Source organism: Massilia sp. (genome assembly GCF_032106685.1).
In the GTDB taxonomy this organism is placed as follows: domain Bacteria; phylum Pseudomonadota; class Gammaproteobacteria; order Burkholderiales; family Burkholderiaceae_D; genus Telluria.
The window spans coordinates 1-22319 of sequence record NZ_DAMCPG010000060.1 but is presented as its reverse complement, the minus strand read 5'-3'; the positions used below and the strand labels follow the sequence as shown (position 1 = coordinate 22319).

Annotated in this window: 23 protein-coding genes; 14 read left to right on the top strand and 9 right to left on the bottom strand. The window is 62.0% G+C overall.

Going from position 1 to position 22319, the window contains the following annotated elements; translation table 11 throughout:
* From RT688_RS22135 to RT688_RS22125, 3 genes are all read right to left on the bottom strand, one after another.
* Positions 1 to 693 (bottom strand): DUF305 domain-containing protein (locus RT688_RS22135; RefSeq protein ID WP_313706995.1); only part of this gene is annotated, 693 nt, incomplete at its 3' end.
* A gap of 44 nt (positions 694 to 737) precedes the next feature.
* Positions 738 to 1412 carry a PEP-CTERM sorting domain-containing protein gene (locus RT688_RS22130; RefSeq protein ID WP_313706994.1) on the bottom strand — a complete coding sequence of 225 codons (675 nt, stop codon included), beginning with the start codon at positions 1410 to 1412 and terminating at the stop codon, positions 738 to 740.
* Between the two features lie 611 nt (positions 1413 to 2023).
* On the bottom strand, positions 2024 to 2425 hold the full coding sequence (locus RT688_RS22125) for a DUF305 domain-containing protein (protein WP_313706993.1): 402 nt from the start codon (positions 2423 to 2425) through the stop codon (positions 2024 to 2026).
* A gap of 205 nt (positions 2426 to 2630) precedes the next feature.
* Between RT688_RS22125 and RT688_RS22120 the strand changes: the two genes are divergently transcribed.
* The 10 genes from RT688_RS22120 (at position 2631) to RT688_RS22075 (ending at position 10563) form a co-directional block, all read left to right on the top strand.
* Complete coding sequence (locus RT688_RS22120; protein ID WP_313706992.1) at positions 2631 to 3047, top strand: hypothetical protein; 417 nt, start codon at positions 2631 to 2633, stop codon at positions 3045 to 3047.
* Positions 3048 to 3154: 107 nt separating this feature from the next.
* Positions 3155 to 3478 carry a hypothetical protein gene (locus tag RT688_RS22115; RefSeq protein ID WP_313706991.1) on the top strand — a complete coding sequence of 108 codons (324 nt, stop codon included), beginning with the start codon at positions 3155 to 3157 and terminating at the stop codon, positions 3476 to 3478.
* Positions 3479 to 3492: 14 nt separating this feature from the next.
* Complete coding sequence (locus tag RT688_RS22110; RefSeq protein ID WP_313706990.1) at positions 3493 to 4908, top strand: TolC family protein; 1416 nt, start codon at positions 3493 to 3495, stop codon at positions 4906 to 4908.
* A gap of 15 nt (positions 4909 to 4923) precedes the next feature.
* On the top strand, positions 4924 to 6315 hold the full coding sequence (locus tag RT688_RS22105; RefSeq protein WP_313706989.1) for a copper oxidase: 1392 nt from the start codon (positions 4924 to 4926) through the stop codon (positions 6313 to 6315).
* 40 nt (positions 6316 to 6355) lie between these two features.
* Entirely contained in the window at positions 6356 to 6796 is a 441-nt protein-coding gene (locus RT688_RS22100) for a DUF411 domain-containing protein (RefSeq protein ID WP_313706988.1), read from the top strand.
* Between the two features lie 24 nt (positions 6797 to 6820).
* A complete protein-coding gene (locus RT688_RS22095) occupies positions 6821 to 7186 on the top strand; it encodes a copper-binding protein (RefSeq protein WP_313706987.1) in 366 nt (121 codons plus the stop codon).
* Between the two features lie 67 nt (positions 7187 to 7253).
* Positions 7254 to 7619, top strand: coding sequence for a copper homeostasis periplasmic binding protein CopC (copC, locus tag RT688_RS22090; RefSeq protein WP_313706986.1), 366 nt, complete (start codon positions 7254 to 7256; stop codon positions 7617 to 7619).
* Positions 7620 to 8561, top strand: a complete 942-nt coding sequence (locus RT688_RS22085) for a CopD family protein (RefSeq protein ID WP_313706985.1) — start codon at positions 7620 to 7622, stop codon at positions 8559 to 8561.
* Between the two features lie 26 nt (positions 8562 to 8587).
* Entirely contained in the window at positions 8588 to 9031 is a 444-nt protein-coding gene (locus RT688_RS22080) for a nuclear transport factor 2 family protein (RefSeq protein WP_313706984.1), read from the top strand.
* 236 nt (positions 9032 to 9267) lie between these two features.
* A complete protein-coding gene (locus tag RT688_RS22075; RefSeq protein ID WP_313706983.1) occupies positions 9268 to 10563 on the top strand; it encodes a type II restriction endonuclease in 1296 nt (431 codons plus the stop codon).
* Between the two features lie 13 nt (positions 10564 to 10576).
* Here the strand turns inward: RT688_RS22075 and RT688_RS22070 are convergent, their stop codons facing one another.
* The 6 genes from RT688_RS22070 to RT688_RS22045 all read right to left on the bottom strand — a co-directional run bounded on the left by RT688_RS22070 (position 10577) and on the right by RT688_RS22045 (position 17969).
* Positions 10577 to 11242 carry a cytochrome c gene (locus RT688_RS22070; protein ID WP_313706982.1) on the bottom strand — a complete coding sequence of 222 codons (666 nt, stop codon included), beginning with the start codon at positions 11240 to 11242 and terminating at the stop codon, positions 10577 to 10579.
* Between the two features lie 254 nt (positions 11243 to 11496).
* Positions 11497 to 11829: a four-helix bundle copper-binding protein gene (locus RT688_RS22065; protein WP_313706981.1), complete on the bottom strand. Its 333-nt coding sequence runs from the start codon at positions 11827 to 11829 to the stop codon at positions 11497 to 11499.
* Positions 11830 to 11907: 78 nt separating this feature from the next.
* Positions 11908 to 12837: a copper resistance protein B gene (locus tag RT688_RS22060; RefSeq protein ID WP_313706980.1), complete on the bottom strand. Its 930-nt coding sequence runs from the start codon at positions 12835 to 12837 to the stop codon at positions 11908 to 11910.
* A 398-nt stretch (positions 12838 to 13235) separates the two neighbouring features.
* Positions 13236 to 15077, bottom strand: coding sequence for a copper resistance system multicopper oxidase (locus tag RT688_RS22055; RefSeq protein ID WP_313706979.1), 1842 nt, complete (start codon positions 15075 to 15077; stop codon positions 13236 to 13238).
* An 844-nt stretch (positions 15078 to 15921) separates the two neighbouring features.
* Entirely contained in the window at positions 15922 to 17298 is a 1377-nt protein-coding gene (locus RT688_RS22050; protein WP_313706978.1) for a heavy metal sensor histidine kinase, read from the bottom strand.
* Positions 17295 to 17969, bottom strand: a complete 675-nt coding sequence (locus RT688_RS22045) for a heavy metal response regulator transcription factor (RefSeq protein WP_313706977.1) — start codon at positions 17967 to 17969, stop codon at positions 17295 to 17297. The genes RT688_RS22050 and RT688_RS22045 overlap by 4 nt, the downstream gene beginning before the upstream one ends.
* Positions 17970 to 18212: 243 nt before the next feature.
* On the opposite strand from RT688_RS22045, the gene RT688_RS22040 reads away from it, so the two are divergent.
* From RT688_RS22040 to RT688_RS22025, 4 genes are all read left to right on the top strand, one after another.
* Entirely contained in the window at positions 18213 to 20645 is a 2433-nt protein-coding gene (locus tag RT688_RS22040; protein WP_313706976.1) for a heavy metal translocating P-type ATPase, read from the top strand.
* A gap of 309 nt (positions 20646 to 20954) precedes the next feature.
* Positions 20955 to 21332, top strand: coding sequence for a CzcE family metal-binding protein (locus tag RT688_RS22035; RefSeq protein ID WP_313706975.1), 378 nt, complete (start codon positions 20955 to 20957; stop codon positions 21330 to 21332).
* A gap of 29 nt (positions 21333 to 21361) precedes the next feature.
* On the top strand, positions 21362 to 21628 hold the full coding sequence (locus tag RT688_RS22030) for a CopK family periplasmic copper-binding protein (protein WP_313706974.1): 267 nt from the start codon (positions 21362 to 21364) through the stop codon (positions 21626 to 21628).
* Positions 21629 to 21705: 77 nt separating this feature from the next.
* The gene (locus tag RT688_RS22025) at positions 21706 to 22071 is read left to right on the top strand and encodes a copper-binding protein (RefSeq protein ID WP_409521976.1); all 366 of its coding nucleotides are present in this window, start codon (positions 21706 to 21708) and stop codon (positions 22069 to 22071) included.
* Positions 22072 to 22319 lie beyond the last annotated feature (248 nt).

Genomic DNA, 22319 nt, shown 5'->3' with positions numbered 1-22319 from the left:
CGTCATCGGAATAAAGCCGCAGTCCGCATATTTCTTGCACAACATCTCGCGCATATCGTTGATGCCGTTCTTCTGGACAATCACGATGTTCTCGCAGTAGCGCTGCAAACCGTCATGATTGAGATCGCTCTTGACGGTGCAGTGCAGGCTGGGCGCGAGCGCGCTCAGGTGGTGATTGCTGAATGTACGCAGGAACACCTGGTTGAACTGGCTGCCTGTCGGGGTTGCCTCGAGCATGGCGATCATCCGGCGTCCATCAGGCGTGAGTTGCGGCTGGTACTGGATGCCGTACCACTCCCTGAGCATGCGCAGGGCGCGGCCAATCTCCTCACGCTGCTCACGGTTCCCCATGCGCGCCATCGACGTGATCTCGTCGTCGCTCGCCTTCGCCGGTGTTGCGGCAAAGCCCGGTGTCGGCGATGTTCCTTCCTGCGGCGCGACGATCTGCGGATCGCGCATCGGATCCGTGCCGGCCGCAAGCTCGGTCATGCGAAGTGCCGAGTAATGGTGGTTGATGATGAAGACGAGGTAGTTCTTCTCGAACTGGGCCGTGTTGCCCCTGCCGGGGCCCTCCGCATGTGCCATCCCGGCCGAAGCGGCAAGGACACCCAGGCTGAGCGCGGCGCGGCAAGCCAGTGCACGCGATTGTGCCGAAAGGGAAAAACGATTCAGTTTCAGGTTCTGTGCTTTCATGTCATGCTCCTTGATCGTGGTGGATTAGTCCATCTGGCTCTTGCTTATGCGCGGTACCGCCGCGCCCGGCGTGCAAACGCTGCTGCGGCCAGGCCCGTCAGCAACATTGCGTGGGAGGATGGTTCGGGGACCGGCGCAACACTGTCATTGGTCGCCAGGACAACATTGTTGGCAGTCGCCCAGTAAACGTTGCCTTGCTCGCCGATCGTGCGCAGTGTGATTTCGGTGAGAGCGTTGGTTGAAATGAATCCGAAGAACGCGCTCAGGGACGAGCCGTCGAGCGTGTAAGCGATCCTGTCGGATCCGCTAGCAGCGGTCAGCTCGATGGTGTGACCAGGCACGAGCGCACCGTAGGCGTCGGTTGCAAAGAAACTGCCCCCGAAGGCGAAAACATCCGGCGCAAATCCGCGGAACGTCAGCACATCGCTTGCCATCGTCGACGTCAGGAAGGTGTCGCCGTTGAATGTCGCGGGATAGAAGCCGGCATCGCTCGGACCTGCAGCGACGTGGTAACTGTAGGAGCCCGCCGTGCGCTCAAGCTCGCCTTCGACCTGGCTAGCCTCCAGGTCTTCGAAGTCATCGGTACCGGACCTCGTGGTCGTGGCGCCGAATGCCGACCTGTCGTGGACGAGAATGATGCCGGCATGGGCTGGCGTGACCATCGGTAAAAAAAGCGAAGCAATGACTATCGCACCACGAAGAAAATGGTTGCGCTTCATGTAACCCCCATCGATTGTGAGTATTTTTGGACGAACACGTTCGGACCGGCGTACCAAAGGCACGCCAGCTGTGTGTGGTCGAGGTCATGACGTCGGTGGTGCACCGCCGGAGCGCCTGGAACACTCCAGACGGGCGGCCGCACTGTCGTTCAGGCGCGCGGAGGTGGATCGGGAACGGGAGGGGTGTGAGAGGAGAAAGCCGTGATGGCCCTGGTCCAATCCTGAAGCTCAGGGGCTGGTGATGCCAGGTTCGTCACGGCGGGCAGCGGGGCAAACGGAACCATGAACTTTGCGCAGCATTGAGCAGCCGACACGCAGCAGCATTCGTCACCATCTGAATCTGGAGCATCGCCCGTCTCGGCGCATGCGTCTGTCTGGGAGTGATGCCCGATGTCAAGCATCGAGCAGGTCACTGCCGCGTTGGCGTACCCGTGGTACCCAACCATCAGACAAAGCAAATACATCACCAGTGTGCGTAGCGCAGCCATGCAAAAACTCTAACAGGACTGGCGAAGCTGGCGTGCACGATACCGTCCGGAAATCGGGTGTCGTACTTTTCGGTAGCTGGAATGGCAGCGCAGCCGGCCTGCCGCGCTGCCGGGATGAGTCACTTATTTTCCGGACGCCTGATGCTTGGCCAGCCAGTCGTCGAGCTTCTTGATTTCCTTGGTCTGATCGGAAACGATCTTTTTGGCCATCTGCTTCAGGTTCGCATCCTTACCCTTCTCGAGCTCAGCGCGGGCCATGTCGACACCGGCCTGATGGTGCGAACGCATCATCATGGCAAAGTCATGATCGTGGTCGCCAGTCATCGGCATGGAGGACATTTTCTGGTGCATCTCGTCCATGGTCTTCATCATGTCATGGCCGCCGCCGGCATGCTGCTGTGCCCCTGCGGCGGGAGCACTACCGTGCTGCGCATGGCTATTTTGCGCGAGCGTGTTTCCCGCAACGCCAAATACGAGCATGAGGCTGCCGGCTGTACAGACGATTCGTGACTGGATCTTTTTCATCTTCAGCTCCTTTTCGATGTCAAGATATCGCGCAGCAGTTGCGCCACGCGTCCAGGTCCGATCATCGTGCCAGTCGGCCCGTCGCGGCTGTGCGGTGCCACACGTTAAGGCAACATGCAGGCCGGCATGCGCGTCATCCGGCTGACTTTGGTCAAGCTTAAAGCTGTTCGAAACAGAAAAGCGTCGTGCTATACTCAGCAAATCTATGAACCGTACGCTCACGACATTTCTGGTTTGGCTCCTGATGGCCGTGCTTCCGCTCCACGCGGCAGCCGCTGCCGCCAGCATGTCGTGCGTGCCGGCCAATCCGCCAGCGAAAGCGGTTGCCACGATCGACCATACGTCGCACCTGGGGCTGGACGACGCGGATGCCCAGCACGGCGGGCACGCGGCAGCAAAGGCGACTGCGGTTTTCGGCGGCGATGGCCATCATGCCGAGGCGAAAAAGTCCGGCCACTCATCGTGCAGCGCCTGCTCGGCATTGTGTGCAGGTGCGGCTGCGCCTCCTTCATTTTCTCTTCCACTTCCCGCTTATGACGGGTCCGAGCCGGTGATCGTGCCTCGCGCCGATTTCGTTGCCGGTTTCATCCCCGACGGTCTCCAACGCCCTCCCCGGCAATAAATCCGCTTGATCGACCAGGACACCCGCCGGCGCCAAATTGCCGCGGCGGTTTGTCCTGAGCTCCGGTGCGCGCCTGCGCACCCTGTTACCGATTTCGAGGATTGACAATGAAACTCAAGCTGTGGGTTGCCTTTGGCACCCTGCTCACTGCTGCGCTTGGAGCACAGGCCCAGCAGAACTCCCGTACGCCCGACCCGGCCGATCCATCCGTCGCCGTGCCAGCCACCGTTTATGCGTCGGCCATGAGCGGCTATACGCCTGCTATGAAGGATGGCGTACCGCCACCCGACAAGTCGTGGCGCGCCGCCAACGATGCCGTGGGTGGCCAGACCGCGCATGCGGGCCACCAATCGCCGGCTCCCGCCCCCGGTGACGCGCCGCGCCGCGCCGAGCCCGCCGCGGCGTCCGCCGAACAACACAAGCATCACTGAGGCGAGACCGAACAATGACAACAAAACAAATTGCACCGGCTCTGCGCACGGTTGCTATCGCCGCCGTCGCCCTCACGCTGGCCGGCTGCGCGAGCTTTTCAAAGGACGGCGGCCTGGACGCCGTCTCGTCCATGACCACCGAGCGCATCGGCCAGGACGTTCGTCTTCCGCGCGGCACCAGTGCTGAAACCGAAGCCCAGGCGGAACTGTCCGCGCTGCTGAAGCAGCCCCTGTCTGCCGATAATGCGGTGCGCGTTGCCCTGCTCAACAACCGCGGCCTGCGTGCCTCGCTTGCCGAACTTGGGGTCGCCGAAGCCGACCTGGTACAGGCCGGCCGTATGACCAACCCGTCCTTCAGCTTCGGCCGGATGTCGGGTGGCGGAGAAACCGAGATCGAACGCAGCGTCATGTTCGATCTCATCGGACTCGTCACGATCCCCCTGCGCCGGGACATCGAAGGACGCCGCTTCGAGAGTGCGAAGCTCGTTGCCGCCACCGAAGCGGTTGGCACAGCTGCGGACACGCGCAAGGCCTGGTTCAATGCCGTTGCGGCGGCGCAGTCGGCGAAATACGCGGAGCAGGTGCGCGATGCCGCGCAGGCAAGCGCCGAACTGGCGACGCGCATGGCGAAAGTCGGCCACCTGAGCACCCTCGACCAGGCGCGCGAGCAGGCATTCTCCGCCGAAGCCACCGCGCAGCTGGCGCGTGCCCGCCACAACGCGACGGCAGCACGCGAGCAGCTGGCAAGGCTGATGGGCGTGTGGGGCGCGAATATGGCATTCCAGCTGCCCGACAGGCTTCCGGACCTGCCAGGCGCGCCGCGCGACCCCGGCAACATCGAATCGCTCGCGCTGCAGCAGCGCCTGGACGTGCAGCTGGCGAAGCTGAGCACGCAAGCGACGGCGCGAGCGCTGGGCCTGACGAAAGCCACCGGCTTCGTCAACGTGCTCGATGCCGGCTACGTGAACTCGAGCACGTCCGGCGAGCCGCGCGAGAACGGCTACGAGATCGAGCTTGCCCTGCCGCTGTTCGACTGGGGCGGCGCACGCACGGCAAAAGCCGAGGCGCTCTACATGCAGGCGGTTCACCGCACGGCCAATACTGCCGTCACGGCGCGCTCTCAGGTGCGCGAAGCCTATTCGGCCTACCGCACGAGCTACGACGTCGCCCGGCACTATCGGGACGAGATCGTGCCGCTCCGGAAAAAGATCTCGGAAGAGACTTTGCTGCGCTACAACGGCATGCTCATGAGCGTCTTCGAGCTGCTTGCCGACGCCCGGGCACAAATCAACGGCGTGAACGCCGCCATCGAGGCGCAGCGCGACTACTGGATTGCCGACACCGACCTGCAGGCCGCCATCAACGGTACGGGCGGCGCCACGGTCAGCATGGGCGGCGGCGCAAGCGAAGAAGCTGCCCCAGCACATTAATCAAGGAAACAAGTAATGAGTACTCGTCGAAATTTTTTCACTGGCGCAGCTGCACTGGTTGGCGCAGGCCTGGTGAGCCGCGCCGGCGCGGCCACCCTGCCCGAAGCACCCATCATGACCAGCGCGGCCACCCAGCCGCCGCCACCTCCACCCAACGGACGTCCCTACAACCCGGTTGTGACCCTGAACGGCTGGTCCCTGCCCTGGCGCATGAACAACGGGGTCAAGGAGTTCCACCTCATCGCGGAACCCGTGGTGCGCGAGATCGCGCCCGGCATGAAGGCGAACTTGTGGGGTTATAACGGCCAGAGCCCGGGCCCGACCATCGAAGTGGTCGAAGGCGACCGGGTGCGCATCTTCGTCACCAACAAACTGCCGGAGCACACCAGCATCCACTGGCATGGCCAGCGCCTGCCGAACGGCATGGACGGCGTCACGGGCCTGAACCAGCCGGGTATCCAGCCGGGCAAGACCTTTGTCTATGAATTCGTCGCGAAGCGCCCTGGCACCTTCATGTACCACCCGCATGCCGACGAGATGGTGCAGATGGCGATGGGCATGATGGGCTTCTGGGTCACGCACCCGAAAAACCCGGCCCACCACCGGGTCGACCGCGACTTCGTGTTCCTGCTGAGCGCCTATGACATCGACCCGGGCAGCTACACGCCGCGCGTGAACGAGATGACCGACTTCAATCTGTGGACCTTCAATAGCCGCGCCTTCCCGGGCATCGACACCATGAACGTGCGCCAGAACGACCGCGTGCGCATCCGCTTCGGCAACCTGACGATGACGAACCACCCGATCCACCTGCACGGGCACGAGTTCGAAGTGACCGGCACCGATGGTGGCTGGACCCGTCCGGAGTCGCGCTGGCCGGAAGTCACGGCCGATGTCGCGGTGGGCCAGATGCGCGCCATCGAATTCATCGCCAACGAGCCGGGCGACTGGGCCTTCCACTGCCACAAGTCGCACCACACGATGAATGCGATGGGGCACGACGTGCCGAACATGATCGGCGTCGACCACCGCGGTGTCGCCGAGAAAATCAGCAATCTGGTACCGGACTACATGGTCATGGGCGAAAAAGGCGGCTCGATGGGCGAGATGGAAATGCCGATCCCGGAGAACACGCTGCCGATGATGACCGGCCAGGGTCCGTTCGGCGGCGTGGAGATGGGGGGCATGTTCACGGTGCTGAAGGTGCGTAAGGACCAGAAGCCGGGCGACTACAAGGATCCGGGCTGGTACAAGCACCCGGCCGGGACCGTTGCTTATGAATGGAAGGGAGAGCCGCCGGCCGCCGTGCGCAGCCAGACGGCAGGCGGCCAAGCCATGCCTGCCACGAAGCCTGTGGACATCGAAGTAACCGTTCGTAAGCCCACTGGCCATCAAGGCCATCGATAACTAAAGTACGAGCCCAAGCTGAGTACGAAAGGAGTGTCTCATGAAGCGATTATTACGCCAGGCCGCACTCGCCGCTGCGTTGTGCACACCAATGTTTGCAATGGCGGCCGCCCCCGTCATCGACGTGTTCAAGAGCGAGTCGTGTGGGTGCTGCGGCGCATGGGTGGAACACCTTAAGGCCAATGGCTTCACGCCCCGCGTGGCGAACGTCGCCAATCCGTCGGACTACCGCGAACGTGGCGGCATTCCCAACGCGCTCGGGTCCTGCCACACCGCGATGATCCAGGGCTACGCGATCGAAGGCCATGTGCCCGCGGCCGACATTAAGCGGCTGCTCGCGCAAAAACCCAAGGCCAAGGGATTGGCCGTGCCCGCCATGCCGCTCGGCTCGCCCGGGATGGAAGGCCCGCGCAAGGATCCGTACGACGTCCTGCTGGTGCAGGCCAATGGCAAGACCGCTGTTTTCAAACACTACAACTGACCACACCTAACTGGAGGAACCACAATGAACGCATTCTCGAAACTGACCCTGTCCATCGTGATGGCCGCCGCAAGCACGGTAGCGCTGGCCCAGGAAAGCACCCACGCCGGACACGGCTCGCATGGCGCCCAGGCAGGCCACGCCGGCCATGCAGCATCCGCGCCGGCAGGGCTGATCGATGGCGAAGTGAAAAAGATCGACCAGGACGCGGGGAAAATCACGATTCGCCACGGTGAAATCAAGAACCTCAACATGCCCGCGATGACGATGGTCATGCGGGTGAAGGATCAGGCAATGCTTACGCAGGTCAAGGTCGGGGACAAGGTCAGGTTCGCTGCCGACCGCGCCAACGGTGCCGTGACCGTCGTCCAGCTGGAACAGGCGCAGTAATCAGGAACCCGTCCGTGCAGCACGTCCCCGCGCTTGCACAGGCGCGGGGGCATCAAGGAGAAATCACATGAACTTCAAGAATCTGCTTGTCGCCGTAGCTGCGGCTGTCGCCACCGTTGCTGCACCCGCCGCGCTGGCCCACGCCAAGCTGGTGGGCTCGCAACCAGCGGCAAATAGCGTCGTCAGCCCGGCGCCGGCGCAGGTGCGCCTGCAATTTAACGAGCCCCTCGAACTTCCCTTTAGCAAGATCAAGCTGATCGACCAGAAAGGAGCAGTGCTCGAGCCGTCGAAGCTTGCTGCCGACCCGGCCGACCCCAAGGCGCTTGTTGCCGCGACGCCAGACCTGCATGCGGGCGCCTACCGTGTGCAGTGGACCACTGTTACCCGCGACGGTCACAAGGTCAAGGGCGAATTTTCCTTCCAAGTGAAATAAGTGGAATCCGATCTCGCATCGGTTCAACGCGCCGTCACCGTCATCCTGAACCTGTCGCTTGCCCTCCTCGTTGGGGCAAGCGCGGCGCTGCTCTGGCTGCGTGCCAAGGCTTCGCCCTGGGCCCAGTCCATGTTGCCGCGCCTGCGTGCTGCCTTGCTCGCAGGAACCGCCGCAGCGGTGGCGGCATATGTCGCGATCCTCTGGATCGAAGCGGCATCGATGGCAGAGGTGCCCTTGCCTGAAGCGCTGCCGGCAGTGCGATCGGTGATCACTGGAACGCACTTCGGGTTGGCGTGGATGATCGGCGCCGCCGCGCTCGTCGTGACAGGCGCCGCAGCGGCGGCCCCCCCGCGTGTTCAAACCGCCCCCGGGACTTCCGCAATCCGCGTCCTGGCCATCGGTGTGCTGCTCTACAGCCGCAGCATGGTCAGCCACGCCGGCGCCGCCGGCGACTTCACCTGGGCCGTCGCGGTCGACTGGCTGCACCTGGTCCTGATCAGCACCTGGATGGGCGAAGTGCTCGTAGCGGGCCTGATCACCCTACGCCAGCTGCCCGGGAACACTTCCGAGAGCCGTTCTGATTGCGCCGCTTACGTCGAGGCGCTTTCAAACAGCGCAACTGTCGCCCTGGTCGGTATTTTCGTGACAGGGGCGGTCAGCACGTGGCGCGTGCTGGAGGTTCCTGAAAACCTGCTCGGTAACCCATACGGTGCGGCCCTGATCATCAAGGTCGGTCTCGTTCTGGCCGCAGCCGCGCTTGGCGGCATCAACCGGTTCGTCGTCATGCCATCTCTGCTGCGCGCGCTGACTCAGACGAGCGATGCGGCACGCGAAGCAAGCGGCCGTTTTGCGCGCATCCTGCAGGTGGAGGCTATTGTCCTGATCGCTGTGCTCGTTGCCGCGGCCATCCTGACCTCCACGTCGCCACCGATGGCATCCTGAACAAAAACCAATTAGAAGGATAAAACATGTTCAAAAAATCCCTGGCAGCGGCCGCACTCGCTACCGCGCTGTTGGGCGTGCACGCAAGCGGCTTTGCCGCATCCCCGACAGACGCCGTTGCCGCTTTCCACCACGCACTCACCACGGGCGACAAGGACAAGGCCCTCTCGCTCCTGTCGCCGGAGATTGCCATCTACGAGGCAGGATACGTCGAGCGCTCGCGCGACGAATATGCCGGCCACCACCTGGGCGGCGATATGGAATTCGCGAAAACCGCTACGCGCAAGGTTCTCAAGCAGTCCGAACGTGTCGACGGTAACACCGCCGTGGTCTGGGCCGAGACCGAAACGACGGGTACTTCGCGTGGCAAGCCGTTGCATGTCTTCGGCACCGAAACGGCTGTCCTGGAAAAAAAGGGCGGCGACTGGGTGATCGTTCACGTCCACTGGTCCTCTCGCAAAGCCAAGTAAATCCTTCACGCAGCGATAGATTTTGAAGTTTTGCTGCCGTTGGCGGCCGGCAGGCCGCCAATTTTCTTCCGCTCCGGCACTCGTGAGGTACTTGTTAGTGTTGAGCTATGCGCCCGCCCACGCGCCTCAGTGCGGCGGTCTGGATTTCGGTTGGGAGCAAGTGCCGCTTAGTCGCATTTTTGGCCACTTTCCAAGCTACAATAATTGCGCACTCCTTCCAACTCTTGAGGACATAGATGGACGTATTGACGATGCCCGCCACGCAACAGCAGCGATCGCTGATCGAGCAGTGGAAGGCAGATCCCGATGGGACCTACCGCTCGTGGTTTCTATGGGATCAAAGGCTGAAGAACTTCCGCTCGATCCGGAGGGGCTTGCAGGAAGTGGTCCGCGAGATCCGTGATGGTGTGTTTGGCGTCGCATACCGGGGATCTTCGCTTGAAACGGTAGTGCACTCCATCGCGGAGCAGCGTCAGATATTCAAAGGCGCAGATCATGCGTTCCTCTGGAAGCCGAAATTGCGTATTCCAGATATCTATGAAGACCGGGGCAACCAGCTCGCCTTCGGACGGTTCCTGGATACCTGCCTTTGCTGTCAGAGTGAAGCCGAGCTTGTGGAGGCCGTGCGTGTGCTGGACGCACGCCAGATCAAAGGCCTCGGGCCCGCCTGTGCCAATCTGCTCTACTTCCTCCACCCGACATTTGTACCACCCAACAATACCGCGATCGTTAAGGGTTTCAACGAATTTTTCGGTGCGAAGGTGAAACTCGGCCGTTGGACCGAGTACCTCGCCATGCGCGAGCGCCTTATCGAATTCAATGCGACGCATCGCAACATACTGTCCAATGATCTGGGCGCCGTGGCCGGATTCATGTTCGATATCGGCACTGGTCGCTATAGCGTTGGCAGCGGCACCGGGGTATCACTCGACTGGAAGGTCGACCTCGAGAAGGCGCATGAAGGAAACGCTGCGGCATCCAACGCACGCAAGCTAGCCGCAGAAACAGACCGGACCCATACGGAGGTCCAAGGCTGGTTACGCGATCTGGGCTTGGCCCTTGGATACCACGTCTGGATTGCAAGTAATGATAAAGGGCGCGCCTACGATGACGGCAAGCTGGCGGACGGATGCCTGAGCGAATTGCCGAAAGCGATCCGGACAAGCTCCGCATCCGATACTGTCAGTCTCATCGATGTGCTATGGATCGATCGAAGCACTGACAGGATCACGCTGGCATTCGAGGTCGAGCACAGCACCAGTATCTATTCAGGAATCGTGCGGATGCTCGACCTTGCCCTTGGGGTTCCCGATCACGACGGCTCGACGTTTTTCCTGGTCGCCCCCGACGCCAGGGAGAGCGACGTGCGTGCACAGTTCGCTCGCCCGGCATTTTCGCGCGTCAGCGAGCTCGACGTGCGCTATATCGGCTATGGCGAACTGAGCAAACATCGGGAGGCCATCGCTCGTTTCGGCGACGGCCAAAAAGGCATCCTTGCTATTTCGAAGCCTCTGACCGCCGCGCCGGGATAGGTCTCGACAAGCCTCAGTGCTGCTCGCCTTCCTTGTGCATATGACCGGGTTCGGTGGCAGTCGATGGCTTCGCGTCATTGTGCTCCCCGTGCATGCTTTCTTCCATGCTGTGCGGCGAGTTTCCATGGCTCGGGGCAGTGGCCCCTGCATGCGAGTGGCCGGCGCTGCTTTCGACCAGTTCGCGATAGGCAGCCGCCTCCATGCCGGGTAGCTTCTTCAGGAAGGCAACAAGATTCCAGATATCCGGGTCGCCCATGCTTGTACCCCAGGCAGGCATGCCCGACGCCTTGATGCCGTGCTTGATCGTCCAGAATGCAACCGCAGGATCGACATTTCCTTTCGCGAGCGCGGGCGGTGATGGGTACAGTCCACGACTGAGCTCGGTCGGCCCCATCCCAGGGGCCAGATGACACTGCGCGCACATGGCCTGATAGTTGCCGGCACCCTTGACGATGGCTGTCCGGTCCTCCAGCGGCGGCACGCCGATTTTCGTCGCGCGAACCTGCACGGAACGCTCGCGCGCCGTCTCGATCAGCGAAAATACCGGCCGTGAGTGCTCGACGTCGGCAGCGAAGTTATAAATTCCAGACCAGATGAAGGTCGCCCCAAGCAGCAATAGCAGGATCCACAGCCCCCCATGAATCGCAAGGTTTCGGTTTCGTAACTGAGTCATCGTCATACCTTTCCGTTTTATTTTTCTATAGACCGTCCTAGCCAGGGTCTCGGCGGCCTACAACGAAGCAGCAGGTCAAATGGACTGGCGGGGCACTGTCCACCAGGCGCCCCGCGCGCCACACCGGCTTCAGCGCGGAGCAGCCGGAAAAGCTGAGCCGCCTTCCAGGCCGAACGTGCAGGCGCCCGTCAGGATTGCCCGACGAACGCCTGGGAATTCCACCGCTATGTCTCAGCAGCGGTTGCGCACGACACTGGCGATCAATGTGAGCCGGCCATGCGCCGGCACTCATCGGCACACCGGCGGCAGGCGGCGGCGCAATCCTGGCAGTGCTGCATCTGATGCTTTGCGCACTCGTCGGCGCACATGTCGCAGATCGCCGCGCACGCGGCGCAAACCGCTTTTGCAGCTTCGCTACCCCTCGCCATCATCGCTGCGGCGGCCCTGCACAGTTGCGCGCAATCGATATCGAGCGCAATACAGCGAGCCATCATCTTGACGTCGTCTTCCTGGAGGCAGGCTGACGCGCACATGTCGCACGCATCGGCGCAGTCGTTACAGGCTTTGATACAGGTTTCGTGTTGTTGGTGCATGATCTTCTCCTTGAAAGTTGGGTTCGGCCTCGGTTCAGGACATCTGGACGGTGTGGGGAAGGTTATGGCCCCTCCTCCCTAGAACCACAGGCGCACGCCGGCGACCGCCTGGACAACTCGTGGGTTCCCGCCACGCTGCCGCGCGAAGTCAGCCGTCCCGCCAAATTGCCTGTTCCATGTCACGCCAATGTAGGGCGCGAACTTGCGGGTAATCTCATAGCGCAGGCGCAGTCCCGCACTCACATCGGACAGGCCCGAGCCCGTTCCACGCTCCTGGTCGGCGCGGCTGTACAGGTTTGCCGACAGTTCCGGCTCGAGGATCAGGCGCGGAGTGAACAGCACTTCATACTTCGCGCTCAGGCGCGCCGCGAGGCCGCTCCCGGAACGCCAGTAGGCCGTGGCCTCGGTCTCGAACCAATACGGTGCCAGCCCTTGCACGCCAAAGGCCACCCAGTCACGGCTTCCTCCTTCCCCAGTGTCGTGGCGAACACCGAGTTGCGTGCTCCAGAACGTGGCGAAAGCACGATCCCATAGCAGCTCCGTGCGTGCCTCCTCGAGCGCGCCGCCGCGCCGCTCGCCTTCGGCTTTGATCCACAATTTGTTGTAGTCGTTGCCGTACCAGGCTTCGAGTTCGATATTCTGGCCTCGCTCTCCGTCCCCCTTCGCAAACTCCGCCTTGTCCAGCAGTACCCTCCCAAACGGGGCGTTGTCGTTCATTTCATGATTGCCGAAACCGGCATGCCGTGTACCCTCGTTGTACGCGTTCGGGTCACGCGCATCAGGCGGGGGGGATCCGCCCTGCATCGGGCCCATCTGCATTGCCTGGCCTCCGCTCATGGCGCCCCCCATGGCGGCGTGATCAATTGAACCGCCCGCAGCGGTTGCTTTCGAAGGTTGCGACGGGGCGTTCATGTGCCCCATTGCCGAGTGATCCATCTGTCCCATACCCTGGCTCTGCGCTGCCGGGTTCGCTTGCGATGTTCCCTTCGACTGCTGCGGCTGGGACATCATGTGTCCGGCGTGGCTCTGGTCCGCTGCCGATGGCTGCGCGGTTGACGGGGCCTGGGGCTGCGTTGGGTGGCTCATCGTCCCGTGATCCATGGGGGGCATGGCTGACTCAGGAACAGGCTGGGGCACCGCTGCAGCGCCTCTACGTCCGGCACCGCCGGCAGGCCTTGGCGGAGCTTGCTTTTTCCGTGCTGTTTGCTTGGGCGGCGGCGCGGCGGTTGCATGACCCATGGCTGCGTGATCCATCTCCGACATATCCATACCGGACGCGGGCTGGGCGGCCCCTGTAGGCGGTGTCGATTGTGCCGGCGGCCGGCCGCTGGATTGGGCCAGGGCGTGTGCCGACAAGGCGGCAGATAAGGCGAGCGCCAGCTGAAGTGAAACTAATGGTGTTTTTTTCATGATACGACCACCTCCCTGAACATTCCTGCCTCCATGTGATAAAGCAAGTGGCAGTGATATGCCCAATGCCCTGGTGCATCGGCAGTAACCCGATACGTGATCCGCTGCGCCGGCTGGACGTTGATCGTGTGTTTGCGGACAAGGAACTCCCCGCTCTCCGACTCCAACTCGCTCCACATGCCGTGCAGGTGGATCGGGTGATTCATCATCGTGTCGTTGACCAGTACGATACGCAGCCGTTCGCCAAACCGGAAATGGATCGGTAGCGCCTCCGAGAATTTCTGTCCGTCGAACGACCACATGAACCGTTCCATATTGCCCGTCAGGTGCAGCTCGATCTCGCGCGTCGGTTCACGCGGATCGACAGGACCGCCGACAGTGCGCAGGTCGGCATAGGTCAGCACCCGCCGGCCGTTATCCCGCAGATTGACTCCAGGGTCATCCAGGTTCGTGCGAGGCATGTCGACGTGCATGTCGACGCCGGGACCATACTCGGTTCGTGCGTGGGTCACCTTCGGCATGGCGCTATTCTTCGCAGCGGTGCCCGCACCCGGCTGTGCGTGACCGGCATGGTTTTCCGGAGGCATTGCATGCTGCATCTGGCCGTGGTCCATAGCGGCCGTTGCACCGCCCCCATTCATCGCGTGGGCGCCAGCGGAGGACCCGGACCCATGCATGCCTGACATGGCCATGGCCCCCATCATGTCCGTCATCGTCAGCCACTGCGCCTCGTCCACTGGCGGCACGGCTGCCTGCATCCCCAGCCGCGGCGCGAGCGTGGCCCGCACATAGCCGGATCGTCCGATCGACTGAGCGAAAATCGTATAGGCCTTGTCTTCCGCAGGCTCGACGATGACATCGTAGGTCTCGGCCACTGAAATCCTGATCTCGTCGACCGTGACGGGTTCCACATCCTGCCCGTCGGCGGAGACCACCGTCATCTTCAGGCCGGGAATACGCAGATCGAAGATGGTAGTTGCAGCGCCATTAATTATGCGTAGCCGCACCTTCTCGCCAGGGCGGAAAAGTCCGGTCCAATTTCCGTCCGCGGTGGCGCCGTTGATCAAGAAACGAAGTGCGCCGCTGATATTCCGGCTGGCCGTCACATCACTGAAGTCGGTGGGCATCATGCGCATCTGATTCCACATCTTGCGCTTTTCGACGGCAGCGGCGAATCCCATTCGTTTAATGTCGCCGACAAATTCGCCGAAGGTGGGCTGCTTGTTATTGAAGAAGTCACTCATCTTCTTCAGGTTCGCCATCACGCGTTCCGGCTTCTCATCCGTCCAGTCAGACAGCATGACGACATGCTCGCGGTCTGCCGCCACGCGCTCGCCCGACTTCGGAGCGATGACGATTGGTCCGTAGAGCCCAGACTGCTCCTGGAACGCCGAATGGCTGTGGTACCAGTAGGTGCCGCTTTGCTTGACCTCGAAGCGATAAGTGAAGGTCTCTCCGGGTTTGATACCTGAGAAGCTTAGCCCGGGCACGCCATCCATGTCTGCCGGCAGTAAAATGCCGTGCCAGTGAATGGAGCTCACTGTGGGCAACCGGTTTGTGACCCGGATGGTAACGACGTCGCCCTCCGTCCAGTAAAGGGTGGGCGCCGGCACCTGGCCGTTGACCGCGGTCGCGATGCGCGGTGCTCCTGTGAAGTTAACCGGCGTCGGCCCGATCTCCAGGTCGAATGTGGTGCCGCGCAGTTCAGTGCGGTTGCTCTGCGCTGCAAAAAGCGACGCTGGACTCAAGCCTGCCAGCGCTGCAGTTGCGCCTAGTCCTTTCAACACACGACGACGCCATCGACTGACTTGTCGGTCCTTGATATCTGAAAATTTCATGCGACTTCTCCGAAATAAAAGTTGCGCTGCACAGGCCCGTACACGGCGCTCGACAGAACGACCGCAAGAACGGCGCGCAAGCCGCTCCTTGCTAAATGGCATGGCAGCCAAATAGCGTGGTTCCTGGTGGGGCGGTGACTTGTTGGGGAATGAGACCTCTCGACCGTGACGACACTTATGCACGCGAACGGTCTTGGCCCTTGGCAGATGCAGGACCACGTGACTACGAACCGAACAAGGTCTCGATCAGGCGGTCTTCGGAGGACGCTCGATACGGGCGGGTATATGCCCGTCAAAGGAGGAAAGCGAAAACTGTCGAATGTCCTGCACTACTTCTTCGGCTGCAGTGAGGGCAATGCACGGAGGCGGAGCACATGCTCCGATAGAACATCCTGCACAGACAGCACACGCGACACGCTTGTGCTCACCAGAACTGCCGCAATCTTCGTCCGAGTCGACACTCTGCATCGCGCTGCTGCCGATTGAAACCATCGGTTCATGTGCAGCGTCATTTCCCATGTGCTGCAGTAGCGCTTTGTTCTCTCCGATATCGCTAGCCATCCCTGATTGATGGCTCATGCCGCACTCAAACTTCGCAATCGCCGCGATGCTTTGCATCGGCAGGGATACGACGAGCAGACACCAGAAGAATAACCGCAACCGTTTTCGCATAAAGACAGTTTAGCACGATGTACAAGCAAGCCGCACACGCTTCGCGTCGGCGGCTTACAGTAGAAAAAGCCTGATACAAGGCGCCTTGCTCATTGCGTCGTGCTGGCGATTAACAACGTACGGGTGCGAGCGACGTTGGCCAAACCGACGCACGGCACAGCCGCGCTTGAACTCAGGCCGGCAACATCAGTTCGAATTCGGTCACCCCGTCGCTGGACCGGGCCGATGCCGTGCCGCCATGTGCGCGCACGATGGATCGGGTGATCGCCAGTCCAAGTCCCGCCCCTTCCGCATCGCGGCGCCGCGCGGCATCAGCGCGATAGAAGCGGTCGAACAGGTGCGGGAGGTGCTGGGCATCGATCGTTTCGCCCGTGTTGCGCACCGTGATCGTCGTCCCGCCTCCCGGCACGCTGGACAGGACGACCGAGATCGCACCAGAGACCGGGGTATGCCTGCATGCATTCGACAACAGGTTGCCGATCGCCCGGCGCAGCATCAATCTGTCACCTGCGACGCTGGCCTGGCCGCTGACCGAAACCTCAACTGACTTTTCCTCCGCCAAGTTGCCGTAGAACTCCAGCATTGCGTCGACCTCCTCACGCAGATCGACCAGTTCCAGCTGTGGCACCATCAGGTCGTTCTCGGCCTTTGCCAGGAACAGCATGTCCGAGATCGTGCGCGACAGCCGTTCGTACTCTTCCGCATTGGAGGCCAGTATGTCCCGGTATTCCGCCGTGCTCCTGGGTTGAGACAGGGTGACCTGGGTTTGGGTCAACAGGTTGCTCAGCGGGGTGCGCAGCTCATGCGCGAGGTCCGACGAAAAATCGGACAGCCGCTGGAACGAACGCTCCAGCCTGGCGAGCATCTGGTTCAGGGCCACTGCGACCTCGGCCAGTTCCTGCGGCACCGAGTCTACCGGCACGCGCCAGTCCAGCCGCTCCGCGGTCAGACGGGCGGCGTCGCTTGTGATGGCGCGCAGCGGCGCCAGCCCACGTCGCGCCACCGCCCAACCCATCAGCCCGGTGACGAAGGCTGCCAGCCCGACGGTCGCCCAAAGCGCGGCGCGAAACGATGACATGAAGTGCTGGTGGTGGACCAGGTCGGTGGCTAGCTCGACGAGCACAGGCGGGACCTGCATCCCGAGCGGCGCAGATCCCGTCAGTACCCGTAGTTCCCGCCCATCAGCGGCGTGAACCAGTCCGGCTACGCCCGCTGGTTCGGTAGACACCCGCGGAAAGTCGGCATCGGGGCTGGCGTACAGTATCGTGTCGTCCGTGGCCCGGATTCGCAGCGACAGTTCGTGATCGCCGACGAATGCCGCTTCCACCCGAGGCGCGAGCGCCTGGAGGTCGGCCGCCGTGTGCACCTGTCCCAAAACGTGTCTGGCGAGCTCGAGTTTTCCGCTCAGCATCTCCGTGTCGAGTTCCGCGAAATGGCGCTCGACGAGGTGGCCAACGGCCAGTCCGAGCACCATCAGCACGGCGCCAGACGCCGATGCAAACAGCAGCGTCAGGCGCAGTGTTACCGAGCGCGCTCCCGGCAGCTTCACGGCGCCTCCAGTACGTAGCCCATGCCACGTACCGTGCGGATCAGCTTTGCCTCGAACGCGTCGTCGACCTTCGCACGGAGACGCCGGACCGCCACCTCGATCACGTTGGTATCGCTGTCGAAGTTCATGTCCCACACCTGGGACGCGATCAGGGATCGTGGCAGCACCTCCCCCTGGCGCCGCAGCAGCAATTCCAGCAAGGCGAATTCCTTGGCGGTCAGGTCGATCTTGTGACCGGCCCGGGTAACCCTGCGGCGCAGCAGGTCGAGCTCCAGATCGGCGGCGCGCAGTGACTCGGCTTCCTTGACCTTCGTGCCACGGCGCAGCAAGGTGCGCACGCGCGCCAGCAGTTCGGAGAACGCGAACGGCTTGACCAGGTAGTCGTCCGCGCCGAGCTCCAGCCCCCTGACGCGATGGTCGACGTCGTCCTTTGCAGTCAGGAACATGACGGGCATGTCCTTCCCTGCCTGCCGGATCCCGCGCAGGATTTCCCATCCATTCATGCCGGGGAGCATAACGTCCAGAATAGCCAAGTCGTAGGCCTGGGTCAGCGCAATGTGTTGTCCATCGGCGCCGTCGCGCGCCAGATCGACCACAAAACCCGCCTCCATCAGCCCCTGACGCAGGTATTCGCCGGTCTTGGGCTCGTCTTCAACTACAAGAATCTTCATGTGTAGAACAGTTTGCAAGAAAGTTCCGACGATTTTGCCCTGCCCGGACAATCCTGTCCCGCACCTGACAGAAATGTAATCCGGCAGTCAGCATCCTGTCAGCGCCGCCGACGCCGACAGACTCTCCATTTACTGAATCATCCCAGCTACGATCAGACGGTGGTCTCAGCCCGGCACGGTTACCGCTTGACCTTCCAATGATTGGAAGCTTTATCCTGAAGACCATTGCTAATGGAGAGACCAATGAATAGTGCTCTTGAACGAAATCCGGATGTGACTGATCTGACCTTCCAGGTCGGCGGCATGACTTGCGCCTCGTGTGCCGCACGCGTCGAGCGCGCCTTGAAGGCCGTTCCCGGGGTGCGCGAGGCGTCACTCAACCTGGCCACGGAACGGGCGACGGTACGTGCCGATCCCGAAACGCCTGTCGAAACACTGTATGAAGCCGTGGAAAAAGCCGGCTACGAAGTGCCGGCTGCGGCCTTCAGCCTCTCGATCTCCGGCATGACCTGCGCCTCGTGCGTCACGCGAGTGGAGAAGGCGCTTCGGAAAGTGCCTGGAGTGGCCGAGGCATCGGTGAACCTTGCAACGGAAAAAGCCCAGATAAGGGCGCTGGGCCGCCTGTCCCCCGATATGTTGATCGATGCTGTCACGCAAGCCGGGTATGAGGCCAGGATACCTGACGAGAACCCGCCTGCTTCGGACGTCACTCCCGGCCTGCCCAGCTGGTGGCGCGTGGCCGCGTCCGCCCTCCTGAGCCTGCCCTTGGTCGTACCGATGCTGGCCATGCCGTTCGGCCAGGACTGGGCCCTGCCCGGCTGGCTGCAACTGCTGCTGGCGACGCCGGTTCAATTCTGGCTCGGCGCGCGCTTCTACAAGGCTGGCTGGAAGGCCCTGCGTGCAGGTGCCGGCAACATGGATCTGCTCGTGGCATTCGGTACCTCGGCTGCGTACGGGCTTTCGGTCTACCTGCTATGGGCGCAGCACAGCCACGACGGTATGCAACACCTGTATTTCGAGTCGTCTGCTGTCATCATCACTTTGGTCCTCCTTGGCAAATGGCTGGAAGAGCGCGCCAAGCACCAGACCGTGGGCGCGCTGCGCGCGCTCGAGTCCCTGCGTGCGATCAACGCGATCGTGCGCCGCGATGGCGTCGACAAAGAGGTCGCGATCGCCAGCGTCCGTCACGGCGACCTTTTCATTGTCCGTCCCGGCGATCGCGTCCCTGTCGACGGGGTGATCGTCGAAGGGAGCAGTCACCTGGACGAGTCGCTGCTGACCGGCGAAAGCCTTCCGGTCTCGAAATCCGTCGGCGACACCGTTACCGGCGGTGCGGTGAATGCTGACGGCATGCTGATTGCCATGGCAATCGCCGTTGGCGGCCAAACCATGCTCTCACGGATCATCAAGATGGTGGAAGACGCGCAAGCCGTCAAAGCCCCGATTCAACGACTCGTCGACAGGGTCAGCGCCGTCTTCGTTCCGGTAGTACTCGTCATCGCGGCGGTGACGTTTGTCGGATGGGGGCTCGCCAGCGGGGACTGGCAACAGGCGCTACTGAACGCGGTTGCGGTAATGGTGATCGCCTGCCCGTGTGCCCTTGGCCTGGCGACACCGACCTCAATCATGGTCGGCACCGGTGTCGCGGCCCGTTACGGCATCCTCATCAAGGATGCCGAGGCACTGGAAACCGCCCATGCGGTCACCGTAGCCGCCTTCGACAAGACCGGCACGCTCACCGAAGGGAAACCTGCCGTGGTCGCCGTAAAAGGTGCGAGCCTGCCGGAGCGCGACCTCCTCGAACTGGCGCGCGCGCTCCAGCAATATAGTGATCACCCGCTAGCGAAGGCGGTGGAAGCGGAAGCGTCCAATCGCGGTGTCGCGCTGCGCCCCGTATCGAATGCAAAAGCGCTGCCAGGGCGTGGTGTCCAGGCTGATGTCGATGGCGCCACGGCTTACCTCGGCAACTCACGTCTGCTGCAGGAACTTGGCGTTTCTGTAGGCGCGTTGGAAGGCGTCGCCGCTCATCATGAGAACGCCGGCCGCACCGTTTCCTGGCTGGTCGTAACGACAGCGGGCGGCCCGGAATTGTGCGGACTGCTCGCATTCGGCGACACAATCAAGCAAACCGCGAAGGATGCGCTCGCTCGGCTGCGCCATCTGGGGATACGCGCCGTCATGCTGACGGGCGATAATGTAGGCGCGGCAAGGGCCGTCGCGGAAGCAGTAGGCATCGACGATTTCAGGGCCGACTTGCTCCCGGCCGACAAGGCGCGCGTCGTCGGCGAGCTCAAAGAGAATGGCGAGACCGTCTGTTTCGTCGGCGATGGTATCAACGATGCTGTCGCCCTGGCTGCGGCAGACCTGGGAGTCGCGATGTCGACAGGCAGCGAAGTGGCGATCCATACCGCAGGCGTGACGTTGATGCGCGGCGACCCATCGCTCGTCGCGGAATCGATTGATGTATCGAAGAAGACCTATCGAAAGATCAGGCAGAACCTGGGCTGGGCATTCGTGTACAACATCGTCGGGATACCGCTGGCGGCTTTCGGTTACCTGAGTCCCGTCATTGCCGGCGCTGCCATGGCATTGAGCAGCGTGAGTGTGGTGTCGAATTCACTGCTGCTGCGCCGCTGGAAACCGGGTTCGCTTGACGCAGGGCCTGCAGCAGACTGAGTGCGCGATTGCGTCCGCTCATGCGGCAGCGTCCGGAATTCCGAATGCCGCCGTCCGCAAACCGGCGCTTATCTGGCAGCGTGCTGTTTCACCCTGGCGCGACGTCGATCAGATCGCCTCGCGTGAGAGCGGGTACAGATCATCTGCCCTCAGCCATGCCACGCCGGCGCGGCTGCTCCTGACCGGACGATTACAAAAACGTAAGCTTCGAGTCACCTTCCTGTCGGCGTCACGTACGTAATATGGCCTTCAACGCGGGACTTTTCCCGTGTCGCTAACCAGCAAGGCATGTCCCAACAGGAGAACAAGATGACCACATACATCGCCAGGATCGCTCTCGCGACGCTATTCACCGGAACTGCCATGGCCGCCGGACTGGCCCACGCCGAGCCGACGCCAGCGTTCGATCCGCAACTCGCAGCTGCGCCGCAAGCGGCGCCCCTGGGCCGACAGGCGCCGTTCGGCTACGCGGTCGCTGGCGGTGCCAGCCGCACCATCACGATCGACCAGAAGACACGGTACCTGAACGTGACCCGCCTCGAGACCGTCACGATCAATGCCGGCGGCAAGAGCGTGACCTGGAGTTTCGACACGCTCGACACGAGGTTCTTCCCGCTTTCGCACATTCTGCCCGGCGCAGACGATGTCACGGTGTATGTGAGCGAGTCGCCACAATATTTCAACTAGTTCTCTCTAACTGATATCAGGAGCACATCATGAAAAAATTATCGATCGCCGCCATCATGGCTACGGTGGCTTTACCGCTCTTCGCATCCGAGCCGCCGCAGCAACAGATCGCCTTGCAGGACGGCAGCACACTGCACATCTTCGAGAACGGGAGGATGGCGATGGAAAACAAGTACGGCCGCGCGACCAGCATGGAAGAGGGTGAGGTCATGGTGACCAAGGATGGCCAGAGAATCACGATGCGCGGCAACGAAGTGCTCCGACTGAACTTCGCATTAAAGGAACACATGGAGTAAGTTTCACACCCGTCGCGCCAAACGCCCTAGTGCGTCCGTCGTAATCGGGAATTTTTAAATTGTTTCTGGAGCCTCAAATGATTCGTTTTTCCTCGCTACTTTCCGCCCTTGTCGTACCCGCTGGTCTCGCCCTCGCTGCAGGCAGTGCATCGGCTCAAATGCAGATGCACGATCATGCAGGGCATAACGCCATGCCTTCCGAGACGCAGGGAGATTCCAACGCACTGTCGACCGGTGAAGTCAAGAAGGTTGACAGGGACGCCGGCAAGCTGACGATCCAGCATGGCTCGCTGGATAACCTGAACATGCCAGCCATGACCATGGTGTTCAAGGTGCAGGATCCGGCCATGCTCGATCAGGTAAAAGCCGGCGACAACATCCGCTTCCGGGTTGAGCGCGTCAATGGCAGCTTGATCGTCACCAAACTCGAAGCGGCCAAGTAGGACCATGCCTTCCGTATCCGCAGGCTGACGGATCAGAAAGGCGACCATCTTCGCACTTGATTAGATTAACTAACGAAAAGGAAAAACATGTCTCTCAAACGCATTCTGGCCGTCACCGCATTCGCCCTCGCAAGCGCCGTCACCTCCTCGGCCTTCGCACACGCAAAACTGCAATCGTCCGATCCTGAAGCGGGCAGCCGTACATCCGGTACGGCGAGCATCGCAGGACGGAAATGTGCCCGCGCAGT